The sequence below is a fragment of the Nonomuraea guangzhouensis genome, from assembly GCF_019396345.1.
GTDB classification, from domain to species: Bacteria; Actinomycetota; Actinomycetes; order Streptosporangiales; family Streptosporangiaceae; genus Nonomuraea; species Nonomuraea guangzhouensis.
The window spans coordinates 142898-162542 of sequence record NZ_JAHKRM010000024.1; the positions used below are offsets into that span (position 1 = coordinate 142898).

Consider the following 19645-nt stretch of genomic DNA (forward strand, 5'->3'; position numbering starts at 1 on the left):
GGATCCATGAACACGCGATCAGGGGACGACCTGATAGAACGCATTCGCACGCATCCCGACGACGACGCCGTCGTCGGCCCCGCGGCCAATGACCTGCTGGCCGAGCTGTACGCGGGCTATCCCGTCGAAAACCTGGGCAGGCTCATTCACAGCGACGACGCCACGTCCGTGAAGACGGGCGCCTGGCTGCTTTCGGAGCTGGGCGAGCGCGCCGCGCCCATGATGACGGAAATCCCGGCACTCCTCGGCCACCCACTCCTCTACGTAAGATTCTTCGCCGTCGAAGTCGTCCTGACGAACGCCGCCGACGGACCGGTGATCGCGCGAACCCTGAACCTGAGCCAGGACCCTGAACCCGCCGTGCGCTGGAAGGTGCTCCGTTTCCTGGCCGGCGCGACGGTCGATCAGCTGGCGGCCGGAGTGCCGCATCTACCGCCGGACCACATCAGAACTTTGACGGAATGGCTACTCAGCCAGGAAACCGAGCAGGCGGACCCCCGCGAAATCATCGAACGACTCGAAGCCGGCGACCTGACCACGCGCCTGTTCGCCGCCGCGGCGGCGGCCCGCCTGTCCGCAAGGAATGGAGCGGACTCGACGCTTCTGGAGCGCGCCGCCGACACGGAGACCGAAGAGATCCGCTCGTTCGCCCTGGAGCGGCTGAGGCGATAGCACGGGGGCACTCGTCGTAGCGTTGTGGTCTTAGCTACCCCCAACGATTAGTTGCCCCCAATGACCAGGACCGCCATGACGGGCGCGGAAATCCCCGACCTCTTCCACGACGATCCGACGGCCCGGCCGCTCACCTATCCAGGCCGCCTGCCCCGCACCTCCGGGGTGGTGGTCGACAATGCCTACCTGCCCTTGCACCCCGTCGAGGGAAGGCCGGCGGACGAGTGGCGGGTGGGCGACGAGACGCTGGAACAGCTGCTGGCCCGCCTCGGGCGCTCGCCGATGTCGGCCCGCCGTCCCATCGTGGCCGTGGGATCCAACGCCGCCCCCAGCCAGCTGCGCCGCAAGTTCCTCAGCCACTCGATCCGGCCGATCATCCCGATGACGCTCGCCGATGTGGACGGCATCGTCGCCGGCGTCTCCGCGCACGTGAACAAGTGGGGCTACCTGCCCGCCGTACCGGTGGAGGCCCCCGGCGAGACCTCGCGGCTGTTCGTGCTCTGGCTCGATGACGAGGAGCTGGCGACGCTCGACCGCACCGAGCCCAACTACTGGCGCCGCGCCCTGCCGGCCGAGCGCCACCCGGTGACCCTGGAGTCCGGGGTACGACCGCCGTCGTGCTTCGTCTACGTCGGCCGGCACGGCTGCCTGGTGGACGCCGCCGGCCGGACCCGAGGCCTGACCGACCAGGCGATGCTCATCCAGAGCCTGCTCGACGAGTCGGAAGAACTCCGTCGCCTGTGCGGGACGAACCCCGAAGACTTCGTCAGCCGCGTTCGCCAGGAAGTCGTCCGTGAGGCGATCTACCGGCTCTTCCCCGCCGAGCGCCGCGTCCAGCCGCAACCCCGGCTCATCGCCCTTCCTCCGCTTCTCACCACATTTGGGCATTGACGAAAAATAGTTACATGTTTTGATAGATCAAGTCGGAAAGTTTCACCACCTCATCGGGGGACCGTCCGGAGCCAACCCCAAGGAGGACGCGCATGGCGCGCAGCCAGCCCACTGACCCACCCGTCGACTTACTCGCCGCCGTCCGAGGAGAGGTCTCCTGGTTCTGCTGCGGCACAGCCTGGGGACCATGCAGCACCACCGGCAAGGGAGCCTGTGGCACCTGCAACTCGGGAAGCCTCCAGCACGCCTGGCCCAACACCTCCGACGCGTGCTGGGCGATCACCCACCCCGACACCTGCGGCTTCAACCTCTCCCGGCGGACCTGCGGCTTCCAGCACAAGATCACGGGACTGTGCAGCGGTTCCAGCGTCGTCACCGCCATCGCCGACTGCGGTCCGCAGACGGACCTGTTCTGCGGTGAGAAGAGCTGTTGCGGCGCGACCTGCGCCACCGACCGCATCATCGACCTCACCCCGGCCGCCTACAGCAAGATCGCCAGTCTCTCCACCGGCCTGCGACCGTGCGAGATCTCGACGCCCTAGGGAGCTGACGATGACCAGCAGACGGCAAATGCTCAAGTCCGCCCTGCTCGGTGGCGGCGCCAGTGTGGTCGCCGCGACCACGCTGGGTTCACTCGGCCCCGAGGCGGCGTTCGCTTCGACCACGGTTCAGGACGTCGAGCCAGGCGCTCCCGACCCCAACTTCGCCGAGGGCCGGATCCGCTCCATCAAGGACAACACGCTCCTCGTCCTGGGCTCGAACATGGTGTTCCACAACATCAGGGTCGTGGACGGCACGAGCCTCTGGAAGCTCGGGCCGGTCCCCTTCGACCAGGCCAAGCCGGGTGACGGCCTGTACGCCCGGGGCGTCCGGATGCCCGACGGAGTGCTCGCCGCCGAGGCGGTATGGCTCAACATCGTCAACATCAAAGGCCACATCAAGAACATCACCAGCGACAAGCTCCACCTCGACCACAACGGCCAAGAGGTCCTCTGCCACGTCGTACCTGGCAAGTCGGTCGCCATCCATTCCGAGTCACCAGCGTCCTCGGACCTGTCGATGCTGCGGGTGAGCCAGCACGTGCAGATCCTGGGCGCGTGGCGGCCGGACACGAACGAGGTCGACATCGCCACCGTCTTCTCCCCGCACTAGGAGCGACAGATGCACGGGATCGCCGCGCTTCAGCCGTACGTGATCGCCCTCTTCCTCGTCTGGGCGGCCCTGATGAAACTGTTCAGCCGTCGAATGCGGGCGGAAGCCGGGCGGACCGCACTGGCCCGGCTGGTCGGCGCGGCGCGCGCGGTCCCCACGCTCCGGCTCGTCGGCGTGGTGGAGCTCGCGGTGGCGGCCGCACTGCTGCTGCCTCCGGTCTCCCCTGAGGAGGGCGCGGTCGCCGCCCTGCTCTCCACGGGATTCCTCGCCTATCTCACCTATTCGTACGCCACCGCGCCCACCTCGTCCTGCGGCTGCCTGGGCGCGCACTCCCATCCCGTGAACTGGCGCGCCTTCGCCCGCGCGGGGCTGCTGTGCCTCGCGGGCGTCGCCGCGATCTGGGCACGGCCGTACCCGCTGGATCCCCCACTCGTGACGCTGGGCCTGGTGGAGGTCATCGCCCTGCTCGGCCTGTCGGCGGAGCTGGACCGCTACTGGCTGGTCCCGCTGCGCCAGCTGCTCGTCCGGATCCGCCGGCCGCTCGCCGTACGCTCGCCAGCGGAGATCCCGCTGGAGGCCTCGCTGCACCTGCTCTACCTCAGCCCCGCCTACTGCTCGGCGTCCGCGCAGCTCACCTCGGACGTCCAGGACGTATGGGATGAGGACGGCCTGCGGTTCGTGGTGTACGGGGCGCGCGAGCGGACGGCCGTCTTCGCCATCCCCCTGTCCGGAGTCGACCCCTCGGCCATCCGCGTCGCACTCACCTGATCAGGGCGTCTGGCCGGGCTGGTCGACGATCCCGGAGCCCAGTACGGACATGGAGGCGGTCTCGCCGTCCTGCTCGACCTTTATCCCCATGTAGTGGTAGTCCTCCGGGTCGAGGATGTACGTGCCTTTGCCTGCCTCGCCCAGATCCAGGACGACGCCAATGCCCTGGCGACCGTCACCGTCCGAGACGTTCTCCTGGACGGTGACGTTCGGGATCTTCGCCAGGGCCCGGTACATCGCCGCCGCCTTGTCCGGCGGGATCATGGGCCCGAACTTCAGATACCACCCGATCGCCCCGAAGGCGTTGACGTCCGGGAGCGTGCCTTCCGGGCAGTTGGGCTGGCAGATGGACAGGGGAGTCCGCTCCTCCTTGAGCCCGCGGAAGTGCGCGAGCAGCTGGTCGGTATCGGCGGGCAGAGCCTCCAGTTCCCGTGCGGTCTTGCCCGGGTTCGCCGGCCCCTTCTCGGCGTTCCCGATCTTCAGCTTGCCCCTTACCCGTACGGCGTCCTTCACCCCGTCCATCCGGCTCCAGTGCTCGAAGCCAGGCAGGCCGCCACCACCAGGCATGTGCTGGGTCTCTTTCATGTAGAACCACTGGTCGGAGCGGATCTCGACGGCCTTGGTACGCGCGGCGACGAGGGCCGCGTTCTCCAGCAGGCCGACCCGGTCGGCCGGCCGTACCTTGGCCGGCGGCTCGGCTCCGCCGAGTTGGCTCACGACCACCGCGGCGGCGGCCACACCGCAGGCGACCAGGGCCAGGCCCCAGCGCGGGCGGAGCACCGGCCGCTTTCGCGGTGCCGGGGAGCCGCCCCGGATCTCGGCGAGCAGCCGGCGTTCCTCCGCCCGCACGTCGGGCCGCGCCGGGACCTCGTCGCGCAGCCTGTTGAGGAGTTCGAGCTCGTTCAACGGTTCATTCCTTCGTCCGCGTCGGTTGGGTCGATGCCACCGAGCACCCGCCGTAGCTTGCTTCGAGCCCGATTGACCCGCGAACGCACCGTCCCCACCGGAACGCCCAGCGCGTGAGCAGCCTGCTCGTACGTGAGCTCCGCCCACGTCACCAGCAGCAACGCGTCACGGTGCCCCCGAGGAAGCCCGGCCAGAGCGCCGGCCAGACGGCGTCGCGCACCGTCCGCGGCCACCCTCTGGTCGACCTCGTCGGTGAACGATGCGGTCACCGAGTCCGCCCCCGTGCGGCTCAGTGCCCGATACTGGCTGATCTCGTGACGCCGGTGCCGCCCGATGAGGTTCGTGGCGATGCCGTACAGCCATGGCCGCGCGTCGTCGCGGGCCAGGTCGTACGTCTCCCGGTGCTGGAAGGCCCGCGCGAACGTCTCCGCGACGATGTCCTCGGCCGGATCCGGGCCCAGTCGCCTGATGACATAGCGCTTGAGCGCCGGGGCGTGGCGGGTGAACAACGTGGTGAAGTGTTCGGGCTCATGCCGGGATCGGGCGATCACCGCGGCATCGTCGGCCGCCTCCACGGCCTCGGACCAGGGCGGTGCGTCCGTCCGGCTCTCGTGTCGCATCTCGTGCCTCTCGGGTGTCTGTCATGACACGAGTAATTACCGCCGAGAGGCCGCGCGGTTCCCGAAATTTTCGCTATGCCGGTACGAGCGCCTTGGAGCGGTCGGCGACCAGGTGGACGGCGATGCCGGCGAGTACGGTCCCCATGAAGTAGCGCTGGACCCGCAGCCAGAGCGGGCGGCGGGCCAGGAAGGCCGCCAGCGTGCCCGCCGACACGGCGATCAGGGCGTTGACCAGGGTTCCGATGAAGATCTGGACCGACCCGAGCGCGAGGCTCTGCAGCAGCACGTGTCCCATGGCGGGGTCGATAAACTGCGGCAGCAGCGAGAGGTACAGGATCGCGATCTTCGGGTTCAGCAGGCAGGTGAGCAGGCCCATGGCGAAGAGCTTGCGCGGCGGCTCGATCTCGAGCTCGCGCGGCTCGAAGGCGGAGGTGCCGCCGGGCTTGACGGCGTTCCAGGCCAGCCAGAGCAGGTAGGCGGCGCCGGCCAGCTTGAGCACGGTGTAGGCGGCCGGCACGTACGCGAAGATCGCCGTCAGGCCCAGGCAGGTGGCCGTCAGATAGACGGTGAAGCCGAGCGCCACCCCGATGAGGGAGATCAGGCCGGCCCGGCGGCCCTGGGTGATGGAGCGGGACACCAAATAGATCATGTTCGGCCCCGGGGTGAGGACCATGCCCAACGACACCAGTGCGATTCCCAGCATTCCGCCCGTCATATGGGCACATTAGCGGACATTCTCTCCGCGCTCATCGGGCAAGGGGCGGCGTGACGGGCTCACCGGTGGCATCTAAGGGCCCCTTTCGGGAAGCTGTCATCCGAGCAGCACCCGAGAAGGGACCTCAGCGATGGACTTCAGGGACGACGCCAACCTCGACGCCTCACAGGTGGAGGACGTTGGCGGCAGTGGCGGCGGTGGTGGCGGCGGCGGGTTCCCTGGCGGCATGGTCATCGGCGGTGGCGGGATCGTCAGCCTGATCGTGCTCGTCGTGGTCTTCGTCCTGAACAACCTGAGCGGCGGCGACAACAGCCAGCCCGCTCAGCGGCAGCCGTCCTCGAATCTGTCGCAACAGTGCCGGACCGGCAAGGACGCCGACCAGTCGGAGAAGTGCCGGGTCGTGGGTGTGGTCAACAGCATCCAGGACTATTGGAAGACGCAGATTTCCGACTATCGCCCGTCGAAGACGGTCCTGTACTCCGGCAGCCTGCGTACCGCCTGCGGCGCGGCCAGCTCAGCGCTCGGTCCCTTCTATTGCCCCGGCGACCAGCGCGTCTACCTCGACCTGAGCTTCTTCACCCAGCTGCAGAGCCAGTTCGGCGCCAAAGGAGGACCGTTCGCGCAGGCGTATGTGATCGCCCACGAGTACGGCCACCACGTCCAGGACCTGCTGGGCGCACTCTCCGAGGGCAACTCGGTGGCGACGGAACTACAGGCCGACTGCTACGCGGGAGTGTGGGCCAAGCACGCCGTCGACACCGGCTTCTACGACAAACCGTTCACCACCTCGGAGTTCGCCGAGGCGCTCGACGCGGCGGGGGCGGTCGGCGACGACCGGATCCAGCAACGCACTCAAGGCAGGATCGACCCGGAGTCGTTCACGCACGGCAGCTCGGAGCAACGCGTCAACGCGCTGAATCGCGGTTACAAGACCGGCGACCCAGCACAATGTGCACAGTCTGATCTTCAATAACAGCCCCGAAGACCCCAAGTAATCGGATTCTCTCCTAAAATCGTTGGGGTGATCTTTAAGCTCGTCGGTGACGGACGCCCTTATCCCGACCATGGTCTGACCCCCAGAGAATGGGCGCAGATCCCCCCACGGCAGGTCCGGCTCGACTCGTTGATCACCACGAAGGCCATGCTGGACCTGCATTCCCTGCTCGCCGCCGACTCCACGTTCTACGGCGACCTCTTCCCGCACGTGGTGCAGTGGCAGGGCGAGCTCTATCTGGAGGACGGGCTGCACCGGGCTCTCCGTGCGGCCCTGCACCAGCGATCGATCCTGCACGCCAGGGTCCTGGAGATGCCCAGCTGAAAAAGAAATGTCGGTCCCCTCGGGCAGGATGCCGCCATGGTCTTTTTTCAGCTGGTGATCGACTGCGCCGCTCCTGACCGGCTGGCGCGCTTCTGGGCTGACGGCTTGGGTTACGAGCTGGAGGAGCCGCCGGGCCACTTCGACACCTGGCGCGAATACTGGCAGAGCATCGGCGTGCCGGAGGAGGAGCTCGGCGACGGAGACTGTGCCGACAGCATCGTCGACCCGGAGGGCGCGGGCCCGCGGATCTGGTTCCAGCAGGTCCCAGAGGGCAAGGTGGTGAAAAACCGCTTTCACCTCGACATCAAGGTGGGCGGCAAGCGGGAGGAGGTTCCGCTGGCGACCCGCAGAGCCCGCGTGGACGCCAAAGTGGAGCAGCTGGTCCGCGCGGGCGCCTCCGTCGTGCGCGTGCTCGCCGAGCCCGGGGTGGACCACTACGCGGTGGCGATGACGGACCCCGAGGGCAACGAGTTCGACGTCGTCTGAGGGGCCGTCTTGGGCGGCCTCTCAGAAGGTCCTCTGAGAGGCGGTCCGACTCAGAGGACGGCTGAGAGTTGGTGTGATGGACGAGGCCGTGGCGCGAGCGAAGTTCCTGGCAGCACGCAGCGCCAGGCTGGCCACCGTGGACGAGCAGGGGGCGCCGCACCTGGTGCCCATCGTCTTCGCCGTGGCGGACGACATGATCGGCTTCGCCGTGGACGATAAACCGAAGCGGACGACAGACCTCCGCAGGCTTCGCAACATCGCGAGCAACCACCGGGTGTGCGTCCTGGTCGACCACTACGCAGACGACTGGCGGCACCTGTGGTGGGCACGAGCCGACGGCACGGCCGCGCTCGTCGACGACGACACCACCCGCGACCAGTGGCTCGACCGGCTGGCCGCACGCTACGACCAGTACGTGGAGCGACGCCCCACGGGCCCGGTGGTCGCGATCACCGTCGAACGGTGGAGCGGCTGGGCCTGCAGCGAATCAGCGCATGGAGGAAGGGATGATCCAGCAAAGCCGTAACGACACCCTGGCCATCCCTAGCCGACCCCCGAATCTAAGCTCGATGGGCGTCGAAGTGCTCTAGTACAGCTGCGGCGGGTGCGGGCCCTGCTGGTAGTGCTGCACCCGGAACAGTGCGCTTCACCCGCCAACCGATGAATGTGACAGGGATCTCGACCAGCAGCCAGAAACTGATAGGCGGACCGCGGCCTCACGTGAACGCTCGGCTTCCCGAGATCGAGACCCGCGCAGGGAGGTCTGCTTAGGCGGCGAGTAGGCCCGGCAGAGCCGCCGGGAGGGATGACGTGCCGCACCTCGGCGCGATTGACAAGATCCAGCGGTCGGGGTCTGGCCCGTGTCTTGTGACGCGTACCCTGTGCGCCCGCACGAGGCACTTCCACACCTGGCGCGCTTCGGCGTAACGGCCTCGCTCTGTCTCCTCGTAGCCGCTGCCGTTGTACCGGAGGATCAGGAACTCTCCGCCCTGGGCCGCACGCGTGGTGGGCCGCGGGCCCCGGCCCGGCCCTGCCCGACTCAGCATGAGCAGGGCGGAATCCGGCGACCATACGGGGGAAGGGCCGCCGGATTGGTAGAGAGGCTGCGATCAACGCAGCTGGCACCCACGTGTCGAGCGATGGCACTACGTCTGCTCCTCACCTCCGGATCTCTGAGCGGCCAGCTGGTCGCGTAAGCTCTCGCCGCTGGACGCGTGCAGCGTCCTTCTGCAGCCACACGTGATCAGCCGGCAAGGCCCGGTGGCGTACCAGAAGCTGTGCCGACGCCAGACTGTCCAGCCCGGATAAGCGGCGCGAAGACTGGCCTCGAACCGGTACGGCGTTCGCCCGCCTGCCGGCCCGTTCTGTTGTTGGAAGATCAGCGCAGTTGTCTGGCTGTCCAGCGACTTCCTGGTCTCCTCGGCAGCATGCCCGCAGGCCCCGGCTTTCCGTATCAGCGCATCCTGGACGAGCTGCGTGACGAGATCATGACCGGCACCAGAGTGTCCGACGAGAAACTGCCGTCCGAGAACGAGCTCGCCGATCAGTACGACACAACACGCCCTACTGTCCGGCGAGCGCTCGCCTTTCTGAAAGGGGAAGGTCTGATCGTCACCAGACAGGGGCAGGGAGCGTTCGTGCGTTCCAAGCCTCGCGTCAGATTGCTGATCAGTGGGTCGAATTACCAACGACACCGCAGTGCCGGCCTGCCCGGCTTCAACGCTCAGGTGAGCGAACAGGGCATGGTTCCCGAACAGGTTCTTCGCGAAGTTGTGACGATCAACTCCTCTGCGGAGGTGGCCACGCGCCTGAAGATCGCCGAGGGCTCGCCTGTTGTCGTGCGCCGCCGTACGTTTCTCGCCGACGGGCAACCCGTCGCGCTGTGCGACAGCTGCTACCCCGCAGACCTGGTCGCGGACACGGTCATCGCAGTACCTCAGAGGATCAAGGGCGGCGTCTACGCGGTGATCGAGGATCCGCATGGGCCGATCCATCGCGAGGTGAGCCGATACGAGGTGCAGATGCGATGACCACACCGTCCAGCAGTCGACTCCGCCTCGGCGCCTGTCTGTCGCTGTCAGGCAAGTTCGCCCGGTTCGGCAAGCAGGCTGGGCTGGGCCTGGACATCTGGCAGTCCATGACCGAGGGAGTAGAGCTCACCGTCGAGGACGACGGCAGCGACCCCGACCAGTTGGAAGTTCTGCTCCCCCGTCTGGCGGAGAGTTGCGACATCTTGCTGGGCCCGTACTCGACGCTGCTGATGCGCCGAGCGGGAGCGCTCGCCGAGGCCATGGACCACCTGATCTGGAACCACGGCGGATCCGGCGACGACGTTGAAACAGCCCACCCTGGGCATGTCGTCTCGGTGCTCACTCCCACGAGCCGATATGCGGAGCCCTTCATCCGCCACCTCGCCGCCCAGCGTGACCCACACCCGCTCTGGATCCTGCAGGGCAAGGGCAGCTTCGGCCGGCAGGTGGCCGACGGAGCCGAGCGCATGGCGCATTCCCTGAACATCCGCACCACCCGCCTCAAGCCGACCGGCATCCACGACTTTCCGGCGCCGGAAGCGTGGAGCCTGTTCTGCGCCGGCTCCTTCGAGGAAGACGCGGAAACGGTCACGTCGGCCAGATCACTGCCGACGCCGCCGCGGACCGTCTGCGCCGTGGCCGCGGGCGTGCGCGAGTTCGGCGAGGCCGTCGACGATCCTCTGGGCGTCTACGGCGTCGGGCAGTGGTTCCCCGGCGCAGGCGGTCGTGTCGAGCTGTTCATCGCCGAGGACGACTTCCTGGCCGCCTACCGCGAGCGCGCCGGCTCGCTCCCGGACTATCCAGCCGTACAGGCCATCGCCGCCGCGGCCATCGCAACGCATTGTGCCCGGCAAGCCGGCAGCACAGCCCGGGAGGCGCTGTGGTCTGCCGCCACGACGTTGGAAACCACCACCATGTTCGGCACCTTCAAGGTGGATCATCGCACTGGTGCCCAGATCGGACACCAGACGGCACTCACCAGGTGGGGCGCCGAAGGCCCCGCCATTGTGACGACAAGGCCCCGCCACCCCAAGGTCCCGCCATAGAAGAAGGCCTCTGACCCGGTCAGACAGGTCAGAGGCCTACATTGGTCCCCCGCCGTTGCGACTGACCCGGCGCCGATCCCTACCCCGTTCGGCCCCGGCCTCGGACGGGGTCAGCTTTGCGGGCGCTCACTCAAGGCCTCGGCCCAGCCCAGATCCTCGTAGGTGACCTGCAGTGTCGGCGCTGATTGCCCTTGGTCGCGGAACTCGTAGGAGAGCAGCTCCGCCGTGTCGTCGTCCACGATCAGTCGAGCCTCGCCCGCAGCGTCCCCATTCCCCGCTGTGGCCCATGCCAGGGCGACGCCGGTGCGCCCCAGCGAATCGGTGACCTCTCCCAGCGACTTGATCGCGGGCTGTTCGGCAAGCAGCCGGTAGAGGGCGGAGCGGGTCCCAGGGCTGATCGGACCGGCCAGCAGGTCATGCGCCGCCGACCACACGTAGTCGGTGAACTCCGGCTTGGCGGGCCACCAGTCGCTTGCGGACTCCTCGTCGAACAGCCGCCGCAGCTGGCTCTCCAGTCTGTCCTTGCTGGTCGGCAGCTTGAGCAGTTGCCGGACTGTGAAGTTGTGGTTGCCGATCTGAAAGTGGAGTTCCATGTCGTAGTCGTTGGTCGACGGCTTCTCTTCGGCCAGGGCGGGCGAGCCCAGTCGCTTCCACTTCGCCTCGTCCGCGGAGGAAGCGAAGGTGACCTTCGGGTTCTGGCCGGTCACGGTTCGGCTGGGCGCGCCCTTCGCGCTCGCGTACCAGCTGTCCTGGGTACTCGCCACGGTCGCCGAGAAGGGGATCTTCTGCCGTTGCGGCCTTTTGAGTTTCTTCCCGAAGTAATGCACCGGCTGGGAGGTGCGTTGACGCGTGTACCAGTAGGGGCCTGACGTGGCCGGCTCGCGGGCGGCGGTCTCGGCTGCGGCCAGCAGGACGGACCGAGCGTCCAGGGATTGCGTACGGGGAGAATGCGAGGACCGTGAACCATCGCCGGAGAGCGGCACACTGGCGATCGATGGCGGGCCGGCCGGGACGAATCCGCCGCTGCCCCAAACCACCACGACGGCTGCCGAGACAAGGGCTGTTCCGGCGATGGCGCCCACCACGGCACGGGTCCGCCTGGTCCGGCGTCCCCGGCGTACCAGAGCCGACACCGGCGCGGGCGGGACCGGTTCACGCTGGGCGAGAGTCCGCAAGGCCTGTGCGAACTCTTCATGATCGTCGTTCATCGCGCTGCCTCCTGGTTGTCCCGCAGAGCAGTGCGCAGCCGCGCCATCGCTCTGGAGTGCTGACTCTTGACTGTGCCGACCGTGCAGCCGAGGGACGCCGCGACCGCTTTCTCCGTCAAGTCCTCGTAGTGCCGGAGCACGACTATGGCGCGCTGCCTGCGCGGCAGGGAGAGCAACGCGCGGCGTAAATCCTCGTGCGGCTCGTACGGCCCGGACCGAGGATCGGCGTGATCAGGCGGATTGGCGGTAGGCAGTTCGCGTTGACGTCGCCGCCACCAGCTGACGTTCCCATTGACCAGCATGCGGCGCAGATAGGCATGCGGGTCGGTGGGACCTACGCGTCGCCACCGCACGTACAGCCGCACCAGGCAGTCCTGGAGCAGTTCCTCAGCCCGGTGACGGTCGCCGGTGAGCAGGATGGCGACGGGCATGTGCCTGTTCCAGGCCGCCTCGGCGAAGGCGGCGTACGCGGCGTCTTCCGTTGGATCACTCACATGGCCTCAACGCGGAGGTGCCGGAAAAAGGTTGGCAGAAAGCCAGGATTGTTTCCGCGCCCTCGCACCGGGAACGTGTCGATCTTGCCGGATATCTGGCCGAGTGTCGCGGACAGTCAACCCCTTCGAGAGGGCGTTCCCACGTCCAGAGACCGGGCTTCCTCGCCGGCGATCAGGATGGCATGCAGCCTTTCGTACGTCGGAGCCAATCGACGTAGGCCAGCCGCGAGCGCCAGGTCGTCGCCCGACATGAGCGGACCCTGCAAGCCGCCGACAATACAGGCCTGCTCCGCGGCGACGGCCGCGCCTGTGTCAAGGCCGAGGAGCGACAGGCCGACCGCCAGGTCGTTGAGGCGGCGGGCGCCCACCTGCACCGCGAACACCTTCCACAACATCCTGATCTCGGGGTCCAGTCCTTCCTCCACGAGTTCGGCCGTGCGCTCGGCCGCCTGGGCCTGCCCCAGCGTGCCGGAAGGGACCTCCACGTCCGTCCGGCCGGCCAGCCAGGCCACCCCGGCGGGCAGGGAGCGCCGCAACGCCTCCTTCGAGCCGATCTGCGTGCGCCGGGTGAACCCGTACCGCATCCGGAACGGCCGCCGCAGATAGGGGACTAACTCTCCGCGCCAGGCCTCGGCGAAGGTGTGGGCCGGAAGCGTGGCGTACGGGTAGCCCTGCGGGTCGTGCACGAGTACGGTGTCGTCGCCCACCTCCAGCACCACCAGGTAGTGGTCGGCGCCGACCGCCTTGCCCGAGCCGGGTTGGTAGGCCAACAGACCGAGCTCGAGCGGCCCGGCCAGCACCGGGCCGTCCTGGCAGGCCCGGCGCAGCCGGTCGAGCGCTGCCGCGGCCGTCCCGTCGTCCACGCGCTCGCACTCCCAGCCAAGCAGGTCGATCGCGGCGTCGAGCCCGATCTCGGGGTCCCAGCCGAACGGGCCGAACAGCGGTAGCCGCCCGCCAGTGAGCTGCATCCCGTAAGGGGAGCCCGTCAGGACCTCGATCACGGCCGGGGGCGGCGCCTGGCCGTCGAGGATCATCGCGAGGGAGTTGGCGTAGCAATAGGGCCCGGAGCCCACATAGGTGACAGACATAGCCCGCACCGTGCCGCCTGACACGGTGTCAGGGTCAAGCCGTCCGCGGCTGCCCCATGACGGAGTTCGGCTGGGCGATGAGGGAACGGTCGTCGTCGCTGAGGTCGTCGATGGCGTTGATCAGGCCGGCTTGAGCGCTGAGTTCGGCAAGTGACCTATTCCTCTGGAGACGCGGGATGCGGCCAGGTGATCGCGGCGAACACCACCGAGCACACCAGGAATCCGGCGCACACCGCCGCGAACCCGGCCCAGAAGGAGCTGAGCGTGGTCGCCACGTCGATACCCAGCAACAACGTGGTGACCCCGCCCGCCGCCAGGCCCCAGACCAGGGGTGGTCAAGAAGGGCACCAACCTCCAGGGCTACTGCTGGGGCAACAAACCCGTCTGGAAGTGGACATGAACGGCGGGGGACACCGGGCTCAAGATGGTCCGCTAGCCGTACACAGCGGCCCGGCCAGTGACCGCCGCGCCGTACTGAGGCAACGGCGTTGTCCCCCAAATGCCCTCATGATCTTGACGCGCGAAGGGCCTCCTACCTGCTAGTGCAGATTGGAGGCCCAAACGAGTGGCGGTGGTGGTGGGATTTGAACCCACGGATGAGTTGCCCCATCACACGCTTTCGAGGCGTGCGCCCTCGGCCACTAGGCGACACCACCGTCGACGAGCTTACCGGATCCGCCGAGTGCCGAAGAACTCCTTTAGTACGGCAGCGCACTCCTCGCTCAGCACTCCCATGACGACTTCGGGCCGGTGGTTGAGCCTGCGGTCCCGGACCACGTCCCACAGTGACCCCACGGCCCCACCCTTCTCGTCGACCGCCCCGTACACGACGCGGTCGACCCGGGCCAGCACCGCGGCGCCCGCGCACATCGTGCACGGCTCCAGCGTGACCACCAGGGTGCAGCCGTCCAGCCGCCACCGCCCGAGCGACTGAGCGGCCTGCCGCAGGGCCAGGACCTCCGCGTGGGCGGTCGGATCGAAGGAGGCCTCGCGGGAGTTGCCGGCGGAGGCGAGCACCTCGCCCAGCGGGCCGAGCACGACCGCGCCGACGGGGACCTCGCCGCGGGCGCCGGCCGCGACGGCCTCGGTCAGGGCCAGGCGCATCGCGTCGGCGTGGTTCACCGCAACCGGTCGAGCTCGTCGGCGAAGGACAGCCGCTCGGCGATCACGGAGAGGATGTCGGCGGGCAGCACGCCCTCTTCCATGCTCAGCTCCAGCAGCTCCTCCGAGCTCACGCCCAGGTCGCTGAGGAGCTCGAAGTCGCCGGCCGGCTTGACGCCCAGCCCGTTGCTCTCCTTGTCGGGAGCCACGCCGGCGAACTCCGCGAACAGCTCGCCGAGCGTGTCGGACAGGATCGCGTGCGCGTCGGAGAGGAACACTCGCGGCTCCTCGTCACCGCGGTAGCGGACGATGGCGAACCACTCGTCCTCCACCTCGACGCAGAGCAGGGCGAGCTCGTCACCGGACAGGCCGAGGGCCTCGGTCACCGCGTCACCGAAGTCGTCGACGATCTCGGCCGCGCCGAGATCGACCTCGGCGCCGCTCCAGCCGCCGGAGATCTTGACGAAGGCCGCGGAAAAGGTGTTGGACGCCATGTCCGTGCTCCAGGGGTCAGCCGAAGACCGATTCGATGGCCCGCTCGAACGGCTCGGAGAAACCGAGCCGCGCGGCGATGCTGGACAGCACGTCCTCCGGGAGGAGTTCGATGTCGCCGGAGAGTATGCCCAGCTCCATCTCGTCGAGTCCCAGGTCCGCGAAGATCGACAGATCGCCTGCGGGGAGCACCGTCTCCTCGTCCTGGAGGATCTCGTCGAGCTCCTCCTCGTCGGGGATCGGCACGTCGAGGAAATCGAGAACCTGCTCGGCCAGCGGGAAGTCCCAGGACGCGGCGATGTCGGACAGGAAGACATCGACGCGATCACCGAGGACCCGCAGCGCCACGAAGAACTCGTCTCCGACGGCGACCAGGCCGATCGTGCCACTCTCGCTCGGCTGCTGGCGCAGAGCCTTGATCAGGCCGTGCAGATCGGACGTCAGCGCGACCGGCAGCAGCTCGGCGTCCCAGCATTCATCCTCGCGATAGACCACGATGGCGAAGTCGAGCGCATCTTCTTCTGTCATCGTCCACCCCACGACGTGGCCACTTCGGCCTCCAATCGTTCCAGACCCGACCACCCCCCGTGTGCCGCTCCGACCAAATTGTGATCAAAACCGATGACGCGACGTGCCGGTTCGTTGCACACAAGATAGCGTTGTCCCTTATGGAAACCCTCGTCGTCGACCATCCTCTCGTAGCACACAAGCTCACGACGCTACGTGATGTCCGGACGGACTCGCCGACGTTCCGCCGGCTGGCGGACGAACTGGTGACCCTGCTGGCGTATGAGGCGACCCGCGATGTCCGGGTCATCGACGTGACCGTGCAGACCCCGGTCGCCGATGCCCACGGGGTACGGATGGCCAAGCCGTCCCCGCTGGTCGTGCCGATCCTGCGGGCGGGCCTCGGCATGCTCGACGGCATGACCAGGCTGCTGCCCACGGCCGAGGTCGGCTTCCTCGGCATGATCCGCAACGAGTCGACGCTGCAGGCCGAGACCTACGCCACCCGGCTGCCCGACGACCTTTCCGGGCGCCAGTGCTATGTGGTCGACCCCATGCTGGCCACCGGCGGCACGCTCGCCGCGGCCGTGCGGTTCCTGTTCGACCGCGGGGCCGTCGACGTCACGGCGATCTGCCTGCTCGCGGCGCCCGAGGGGCTGGCGTACATGGACAAGGTGTTCGCCAACTCCGGCAAGCCGATCCGCGTCGTGACCGCCGCCCTCGACGAGCGGCTGAACGAGAACGGTTACATCGTTCCAGGGCTGGGTGACGCGGGAGATCGACTCTACGGAGTTGTCTGACCTGCCACGCTGCGCACTCACTTCGTTACATACTGTTGTCACGTGGGTATGGGGTGAGGGGAAGGCAACTTCCGCACGCGCGTGGGGGGAGCACGATGAGCGAGTTTCCGATTACCGAGGTGTTCTCGTGAGTGAGCACACCGAGGCGGAGTCAAGTCCGTACGCGGACGTGGAGACGGCACTCCGCGAGGAGTTCGCCGGCATCCACTCCGCGGTCACCGTAACGCGCTGCGTCGAAGCGGCGCACTACGGCGCGCTGGAGGTCACGGGCTACGCCCATCCGAGTCTCGTCGAGCGGATCGCGCGCAAGCACCTTCACGTCCTGGCTCTGGTGGCCAGCGAACGTGGCTAAGCAAGATCAAAACTAACCCGCAAAGTCACCTTTACCCCGGCATTGGGGTGGGTAATGTATACGGCGGGTGTAGAAGGTAGTGGTACGGAGGCGACAGTGCAGGTCAAAAAGGTCTTCACATACGGGGGTATCGCTTTTGTGGCGTACTACCTGTTCGCGCGACCAACCGACGCCGCTGAGGCGGTCAGAGGGGCGTTCGACACCATGATCAACGGGGCCGACTCACTGGCCCAATTCGTGAACGTTCTCTCATGAGACTTGTGACCCACGGAGACTCTGCTCCGGCGTCGGTCAACCGTTACCTTCTCCCCCACGAACAACAGGTCATCATGGTACGGCGTCACCCAGCCGTGCTGCTTCGCCCGGTCGCCGAGGTCTTCGGCGGCCTGATCGTCGCCGGGTTGCTCAGCAAGATTTTCGGCGGCGAGGGGAGCAGCACGGCCCTCGTTGTCGTGTGGTGGCTCTGGTTGCTGCTGTTGATCCGTTTTGTATGGAAAGTCGCGGAGTGGTCGGTTGACTACTTTGTGGTTACCTCAAAGCGGATGTTGCTCACCACAGGCCTCATCACCCGCAAAGTCGCGATGATGCCTTTGGGCAAGGTCACCGACATGAGCTTCCAGCGATCTCTGCTTGGGCGCATGCTCGGTTACGGTGAGTTCATCCTCGAATCCGCTGGTCAGGATCAGGCGCTGTCAACAGTCGAGTACATTCCGTATCCGGAGACCTTGTACCTCGAGGTCTGCCAGATGCTTTTCCCCAGCAAGGACGACAGCGACGATTAATCCGTGACTCAGGGAATTCTTCACGCGGGGATACCCGATTGCGCGACTTCATGCAATCATTGCGGAGTGTTGACCCTTCCCCGCCTTGAGAGATGAGATGCCGAGTCAGGGAACCATCGGAGACCGCGTCCGAGGACTGCGGCTAAACAGGCGGATGTCTCAGGCCCAGCTGGCCGGACCCGACCTTTCTGACAGTTATGTCTCGCTCATCGAGTCGGGCAAGCGGACACCGACTCCGGTTGTAGCAAGACTCCTGGCCGAGCGCCTGGGGTGCACCACCGAGTTCCTCCTGCATGGGATCGAGCCTCGGCAGCGCATCGATACCGAGCTCGGCCTCCGCCACGCGGAGCTTGAGCTGCAGCACGGCGACCCCATCGTCGCGGCCGACCGTTTCACGGAGATCGTGAAGGCGTCCGACGAGGAAAACGCGCTGCTGACCGCGCACGCCCGCTTCGGCAGGGCGCGCGCTCTCGAAGCACAGGGTCGGCTCGGCCAGGCGGTCGAGGCGTTCGAGCGACTGCGCAGAGAGGCGGCGGCGCATCCCGAGCGCCTGGCCGATCTGCCGCTCGCCGTGGCGCTGAGCCGCTGCTACCAGCGGGCGGGCGACCGTCTGCGGGCTCGCGACCTGGCCGCGCACGCGCTGGAGCAGGCGGAGCGGCTCGCGGTCACGCAGGGCGAGATCGCCATCGACCTGGCCGCCGCGCTGGTCGAGGCGCGCAGCGGACGCGAAGGCGACTCCCCCGAGCTCGACTATGTCCGGCGGGTGCTCGACGCCAGCGGCGTGCCTGACATTGTGGACCGTTCCGCTGAGATCCACACCCTCTGGCAGGCCAGCGTTGCCGCGGCCGGTGGCGAGGACTCCGCGCTGGCCGTACGACTGGCCGACGACGCGATCATGGCAGGTCGGCCCGCCAGGCTGGCACTCCAGCTGGCCCGGGCGGCCATGCACTGGGCCAGGCTCGACTCGTCGCCGCTCGCCGAGGCGGACCTGTGGGCCGAGGCGGCGACTCGCGCGTTCGCGAGCACCGCGGGCAGCGCGCAGGAGCACGGCGAGAGTCTCATCGCGCACGCCAGGGTCAAGCTGCGGAAGCAGGACGCCGTGCGGGCAGGTGAGCTGGCCACGTCGGCGCTCGACCTGGTGCACGACGCCCCGGGCACGGCACCGGCCGAGGCGCATCTGGTGCTCGCCACCGTCGCGCTCGCGCTCAACGCCGACACGGCGCGGCACCTGGGCGAGGCCCAGCAATTGCTCGACACGCTCAACCATCCGGTGTTCGGCTCCGACAGGCAGGCCGCACGCTGCTGGCGAGAGCTGGGCGACCTTTACGGCAAGTCAGGGGACAAGGCACAGCAGACCCGCGCCTATCGCAAGGCGCTGGAAGCGGCCGGCGTTCATTCCGCACTGGCAGGGGTGAAGATCGACGCTTCTGTGTCCCGCTAGCCTCCGGGAGCTCCAGATTTGGTTTTTGAGTCTGGAATAATTAGGGTCTACCAGTCATTGACTCATGGGATGACTGGCACCCCGGAGGAGGCGGACTGTGAGTCTGCGTACGGCTCAGCGAGCTTCGCTCGTCGACCAGGTGATCGATCAACTCAAGGAGCAGATCACCTCAGGGTTGTGGCAGATGAACGGCAAGATTCCTACCGAGACGGTGCTCGCTGAGCAGCTCGGGGTGGGGCGCAACACCGTACGCGAGGCCGTACGCGCGCTCACCCACGCCGGGCTGCTGGAGTGCCGCCAGGGCGACGGGACCTATGTCCGAGCCACGAGCGAGCTCTCCGGCGCGATGCTCAGGCGCCTGCGCCAGGCGGAGCAGCTGGAGATCCTCGAGGTGCGGCGCGCGCTGGAGGTCGAATCGGCCCGTCTGGCCGCGACCAGGCGCACTGACGAGGACATCGTGCGCATCGAGGCCGCACTGGCCGAGCGCGACCGCGCTTGGGAGCTGGACGACCCGGACGCCTTCGTCGAGGCCGACCTGGCGTTCCACATGTCGGTGGCGCACGCCACGCACAACCTCGTGCTGATCGACCTCTATGAGGACTTCTCGGCGGCGCTGCGGGCCAGCATCACGGCCGCGGGCACGTCGCTGAACAAGAGCTACATTCCCCACGACGCCATCGCGCGGGCCATCTCCTCGGGCGACGCCACCGCCGCCGAGCGCGCCGGCCACGCCTGCATGGAGCACATTCTCATCGCGCTCACCGAAGGCGAATGAT

Annotated in this window: 26 protein-coding genes and 1 tRNA gene; 16 read left to right on the plus strand and 11 right to left on the minus strand. The window is 67.6% G+C overall.

The window, feature by feature from the left end; genetic code table 11:
* Positions 1-6: 6 nt before the first annotated feature.
* The 5 genes from KME78_RS41600 to KME78_RS41620 all read left to right on the plus strand — a co-directional run bounded on the left by KME78_RS41600 (position 7) and on the right by KME78_RS41620 (position 3483).
* Positions 7-672, plus strand: coding sequence for a hypothetical protein (locus KME78_RS41600; protein ID WP_219535018.1), 666 nt, complete (start codon positions 7-9; stop codon positions 670-672).
* A gap of 75 nt (positions 673-747) precedes the next feature.
* On the plus strand, positions 748-1563 hold the full coding sequence (locus KME78_RS41605; protein ID WP_219535019.1) for a hypothetical protein: 816 nt from the start codon (positions 748-750) through the stop codon (positions 1561-1563).
* 92 nt (positions 1564-1655) lie between these two features.
* Entirely contained in the window at positions 1656-2105 is a 450-nt protein-coding gene (locus KME78_RS41610) for an RlpA-like double-psi beta-barrel domain-containing protein (RefSeq protein WP_219535020.1), read from the plus strand.
* Positions 2106-2115: 10 nt separating this feature from the next.
* The gene (locus KME78_RS41615) at positions 2116-2715 is read left to right on the plus strand and encodes a cell wall protein (RefSeq protein WP_246653073.1); all 600 of its coding nucleotides are present in this window, start codon (positions 2116-2118) and stop codon (positions 2713-2715) included.
* 9 nt (positions 2716-2724) lie between these two features.
* On the plus strand, positions 2725-3483 hold the full coding sequence (locus KME78_RS41620; RefSeq protein ID WP_219535021.1) for a MauE/DoxX family redox-associated membrane protein: 759 nt from the start codon (positions 2725-2727) through the stop codon (positions 3481-3483).
* Here the strand turns inward: KME78_RS41620 and KME78_RS41625 are convergent, their stop codons facing one another.
* From KME78_RS41625 to KME78_RS41635, 3 genes are all read right to left on the minus strand, one after another.
* Positions 3484-4389 carry a CU044_5270 family protein gene (locus KME78_RS41625; protein ID WP_219535022.1) on the minus strand — a complete coding sequence of 302 codons (906 nt, stop codon included), beginning with the start codon at positions 4387-4389 and terminating at the stop codon, positions 3484-3486.
* Positions 4386-5009, minus strand: a complete 624-nt coding sequence (locus KME78_RS41630) for an RNA polymerase sigma factor (protein ID WP_219535023.1) — start codon at positions 5007-5009, stop codon at positions 4386-4388. The genes KME78_RS41625 and KME78_RS41630 overlap by 4 nt, the downstream gene beginning before the upstream one ends.
* 73 nt (positions 5010-5082) lie before the next feature.
* Positions 5083-5712, minus strand: a complete 630-nt coding sequence (locus KME78_RS41635; protein WP_246653074.1) for a LysE family translocator — start codon at positions 5710-5712, stop codon at positions 5083-5085.
* Between the two features lie 142 nt (positions 5713-5854).
* Between KME78_RS41635 and ypfJ the strand changes: the two genes are divergently transcribed.
* The 6 genes from ypfJ to KME78_RS41665 all read left to right on the plus strand — a co-directional run bounded on the left by ypfJ (position 5855) and on the right by KME78_RS41665 (position 10604).
* Positions 5855-6697, plus strand: a complete 843-nt coding sequence (gene ypfJ, locus KME78_RS41640) for a KPN_02809 family neutral zinc metallopeptidase (RefSeq protein WP_219535025.1) — start codon at positions 5855-5857, stop codon at positions 6695-6697.
* Positions 6698-6745: 48 nt separating this feature from the next.
* Entirely contained in the window at positions 6746-7042 is a 297-nt protein-coding gene (locus KME78_RS41645) for a type II toxin-antitoxin system VapB family antitoxin (RefSeq protein WP_219535026.1), read from the plus strand.
* 36 nt (positions 7043-7078) lie between these two features.
* A complete protein-coding gene (locus KME78_RS41650) occupies positions 7079-7528 on the plus strand; it encodes a VOC family protein (RefSeq protein WP_219535027.1) in 450 nt (149 codons plus the stop codon).
* 76 nt (positions 7529-7604) lie between these two features.
* On the plus strand, positions 7605-8054 hold the full coding sequence (locus KME78_RS41655) for a TIGR03668 family PPOX class F420-dependent oxidoreductase (protein WP_219535028.1): 450 nt from the start codon (positions 7605-7607) through the stop codon (positions 8052-8054).
* A 901-nt stretch (positions 8055-8955) separates the two neighbouring features.
* Entirely contained in the window at positions 8956-9558 is a 603-nt protein-coding gene (locus KME78_RS41660; protein ID WP_219535029.1) for a GntR family transcriptional regulator, read from the plus strand.
* Positions 9555-10604: an ABC transporter substrate-binding protein gene (locus KME78_RS41665; RefSeq protein WP_219535030.1), complete on the plus strand. Its 1050-nt coding sequence runs from the start codon at positions 9555-9557 to the stop codon at positions 10602-10604. Before KME78_RS41660 ends, KME78_RS41665 begins: the two co-directional genes overlap by 4 nt.
* A gap of 110 nt (positions 10605-10714) precedes the next feature.
* On the opposite strand, the gene KME78_RS41670 is transcribed toward KME78_RS41665, so the two are convergent.
* The 8 genes from KME78_RS41670 to KME78_RS41705 form a co-directional block, all read right to left on the minus strand.
* Positions 10715-11812, minus strand: a complete 1098-nt coding sequence (locus KME78_RS41670; RefSeq protein WP_219535031.1) for a CU044_5270 family protein — start codon at positions 11810-11812, stop codon at positions 10715-10717.
* Complete coding sequence (locus KME78_RS41675) at positions 11809-12306, minus strand: SigE family RNA polymerase sigma factor (protein ID WP_219535032.1); 498 nt, start codon at positions 12304-12306, stop codon at positions 11809-11811. Before KME78_RS41675 ends, KME78_RS41670 begins: the two co-directional genes overlap by 4 nt.
* A gap of 116 nt (positions 12307-12422) precedes the next feature.
* Entirely contained in the window at positions 12423-13394 is a 972-nt protein-coding gene (locus KME78_RS41680; protein WP_219535033.1) for a YobF C-terminal domain-containing protein, read from the minus strand.
* 155 nt (positions 13395-13549) lie between these two features.
* Positions 13550-13687, minus strand: a complete 138-nt coding sequence (locus KME78_RS41685) for a hypothetical protein (RefSeq protein WP_219535034.1) — start codon at positions 13685-13687, stop codon at positions 13550-13552.
* A 273-nt stretch (positions 13688-13960) separates the two neighbouring features.
* Positions 13961-14050: transfer RNA gene (locus KME78_RS41690), tRNA-Ser, on the minus strand.
* Between the two features lie 10 nt (positions 14051-14060).
* Complete coding sequence (gene tadA / locus KME78_RS41695; protein ID WP_219535035.1) at positions 14061-14516, minus strand: tRNA adenosine(34) deaminase TadA; 456 nt, start codon at positions 14514-14516, stop codon at positions 14061-14063.
* Positions 14513-14989: a tRNA adenosine deaminase-associated protein gene (locus KME78_RS41700; protein ID WP_219535036.1), complete on the minus strand. Its 477-nt coding sequence runs from the start codon at positions 14987-14989 to the stop codon at positions 14513-14515. Before KME78_RS41700 ends, tadA begins: the two co-directional genes overlap by 4 nt.
* 16 nt (positions 14990-15005) lie before the next feature.
* Positions 15006-15515: a tRNA adenosine deaminase-associated protein gene (locus tag KME78_RS41705; RefSeq protein WP_219535037.1), complete on the minus strand. Its 510-nt coding sequence runs from the start codon at positions 15513-15515 to the stop codon at positions 15006-15008.
* Positions 15516-15655: 140 nt separating this feature from the next.
* On the opposite strand from KME78_RS41705, the gene upp reads away from it, so the two are divergent.
* The 5 genes from upp (at position 15656) to KME78_RS41730 (ending at position 19644) form a co-directional block, all read left to right on the plus strand.
* A complete protein-coding gene (gene upp / locus KME78_RS41710) occupies positions 15656-16294 on the plus strand; it encodes a uracil phosphoribosyltransferase (RefSeq protein ID WP_219535038.1) in 639 nt (212 codons plus the stop codon).
* A gap of 127 nt (positions 16295-16421) precedes the next feature.
* Entirely contained in the window at positions 16422-16646 is a 225-nt protein-coding gene (locus KME78_RS41715; RefSeq protein ID WP_214635195.1) for a hypothetical protein, read from the plus strand.
* 251 nt (positions 16647-16897) lie between these two features.
* The gene (locus KME78_RS41720; protein ID WP_214635196.1) at positions 16898-17428 is read left to right on the plus strand and encodes a PH domain-containing protein; all 531 of its coding nucleotides are present in this window, start codon (positions 16898-16900) and stop codon (positions 17426-17428) included.
* Between the two features lie 97 nt (positions 17429-17525).
* Positions 17526-18869: a helix-turn-helix domain-containing protein gene (locus tag KME78_RS41725; protein WP_219535039.1), complete on the plus strand. Its 1344-nt coding sequence runs from the start codon at positions 17526-17528 to the stop codon at positions 18867-18869.
* Between the two features lie 97 nt (positions 18870-18966).
* Positions 18967-19644, plus strand: coding sequence for a FadR/GntR family transcriptional regulator (locus KME78_RS41730; protein ID WP_219535040.1), 678 nt, complete (start codon positions 18967-18969; stop codon positions 19642-19644).
* Position 19645 lies beyond the last annotated feature (1 nt).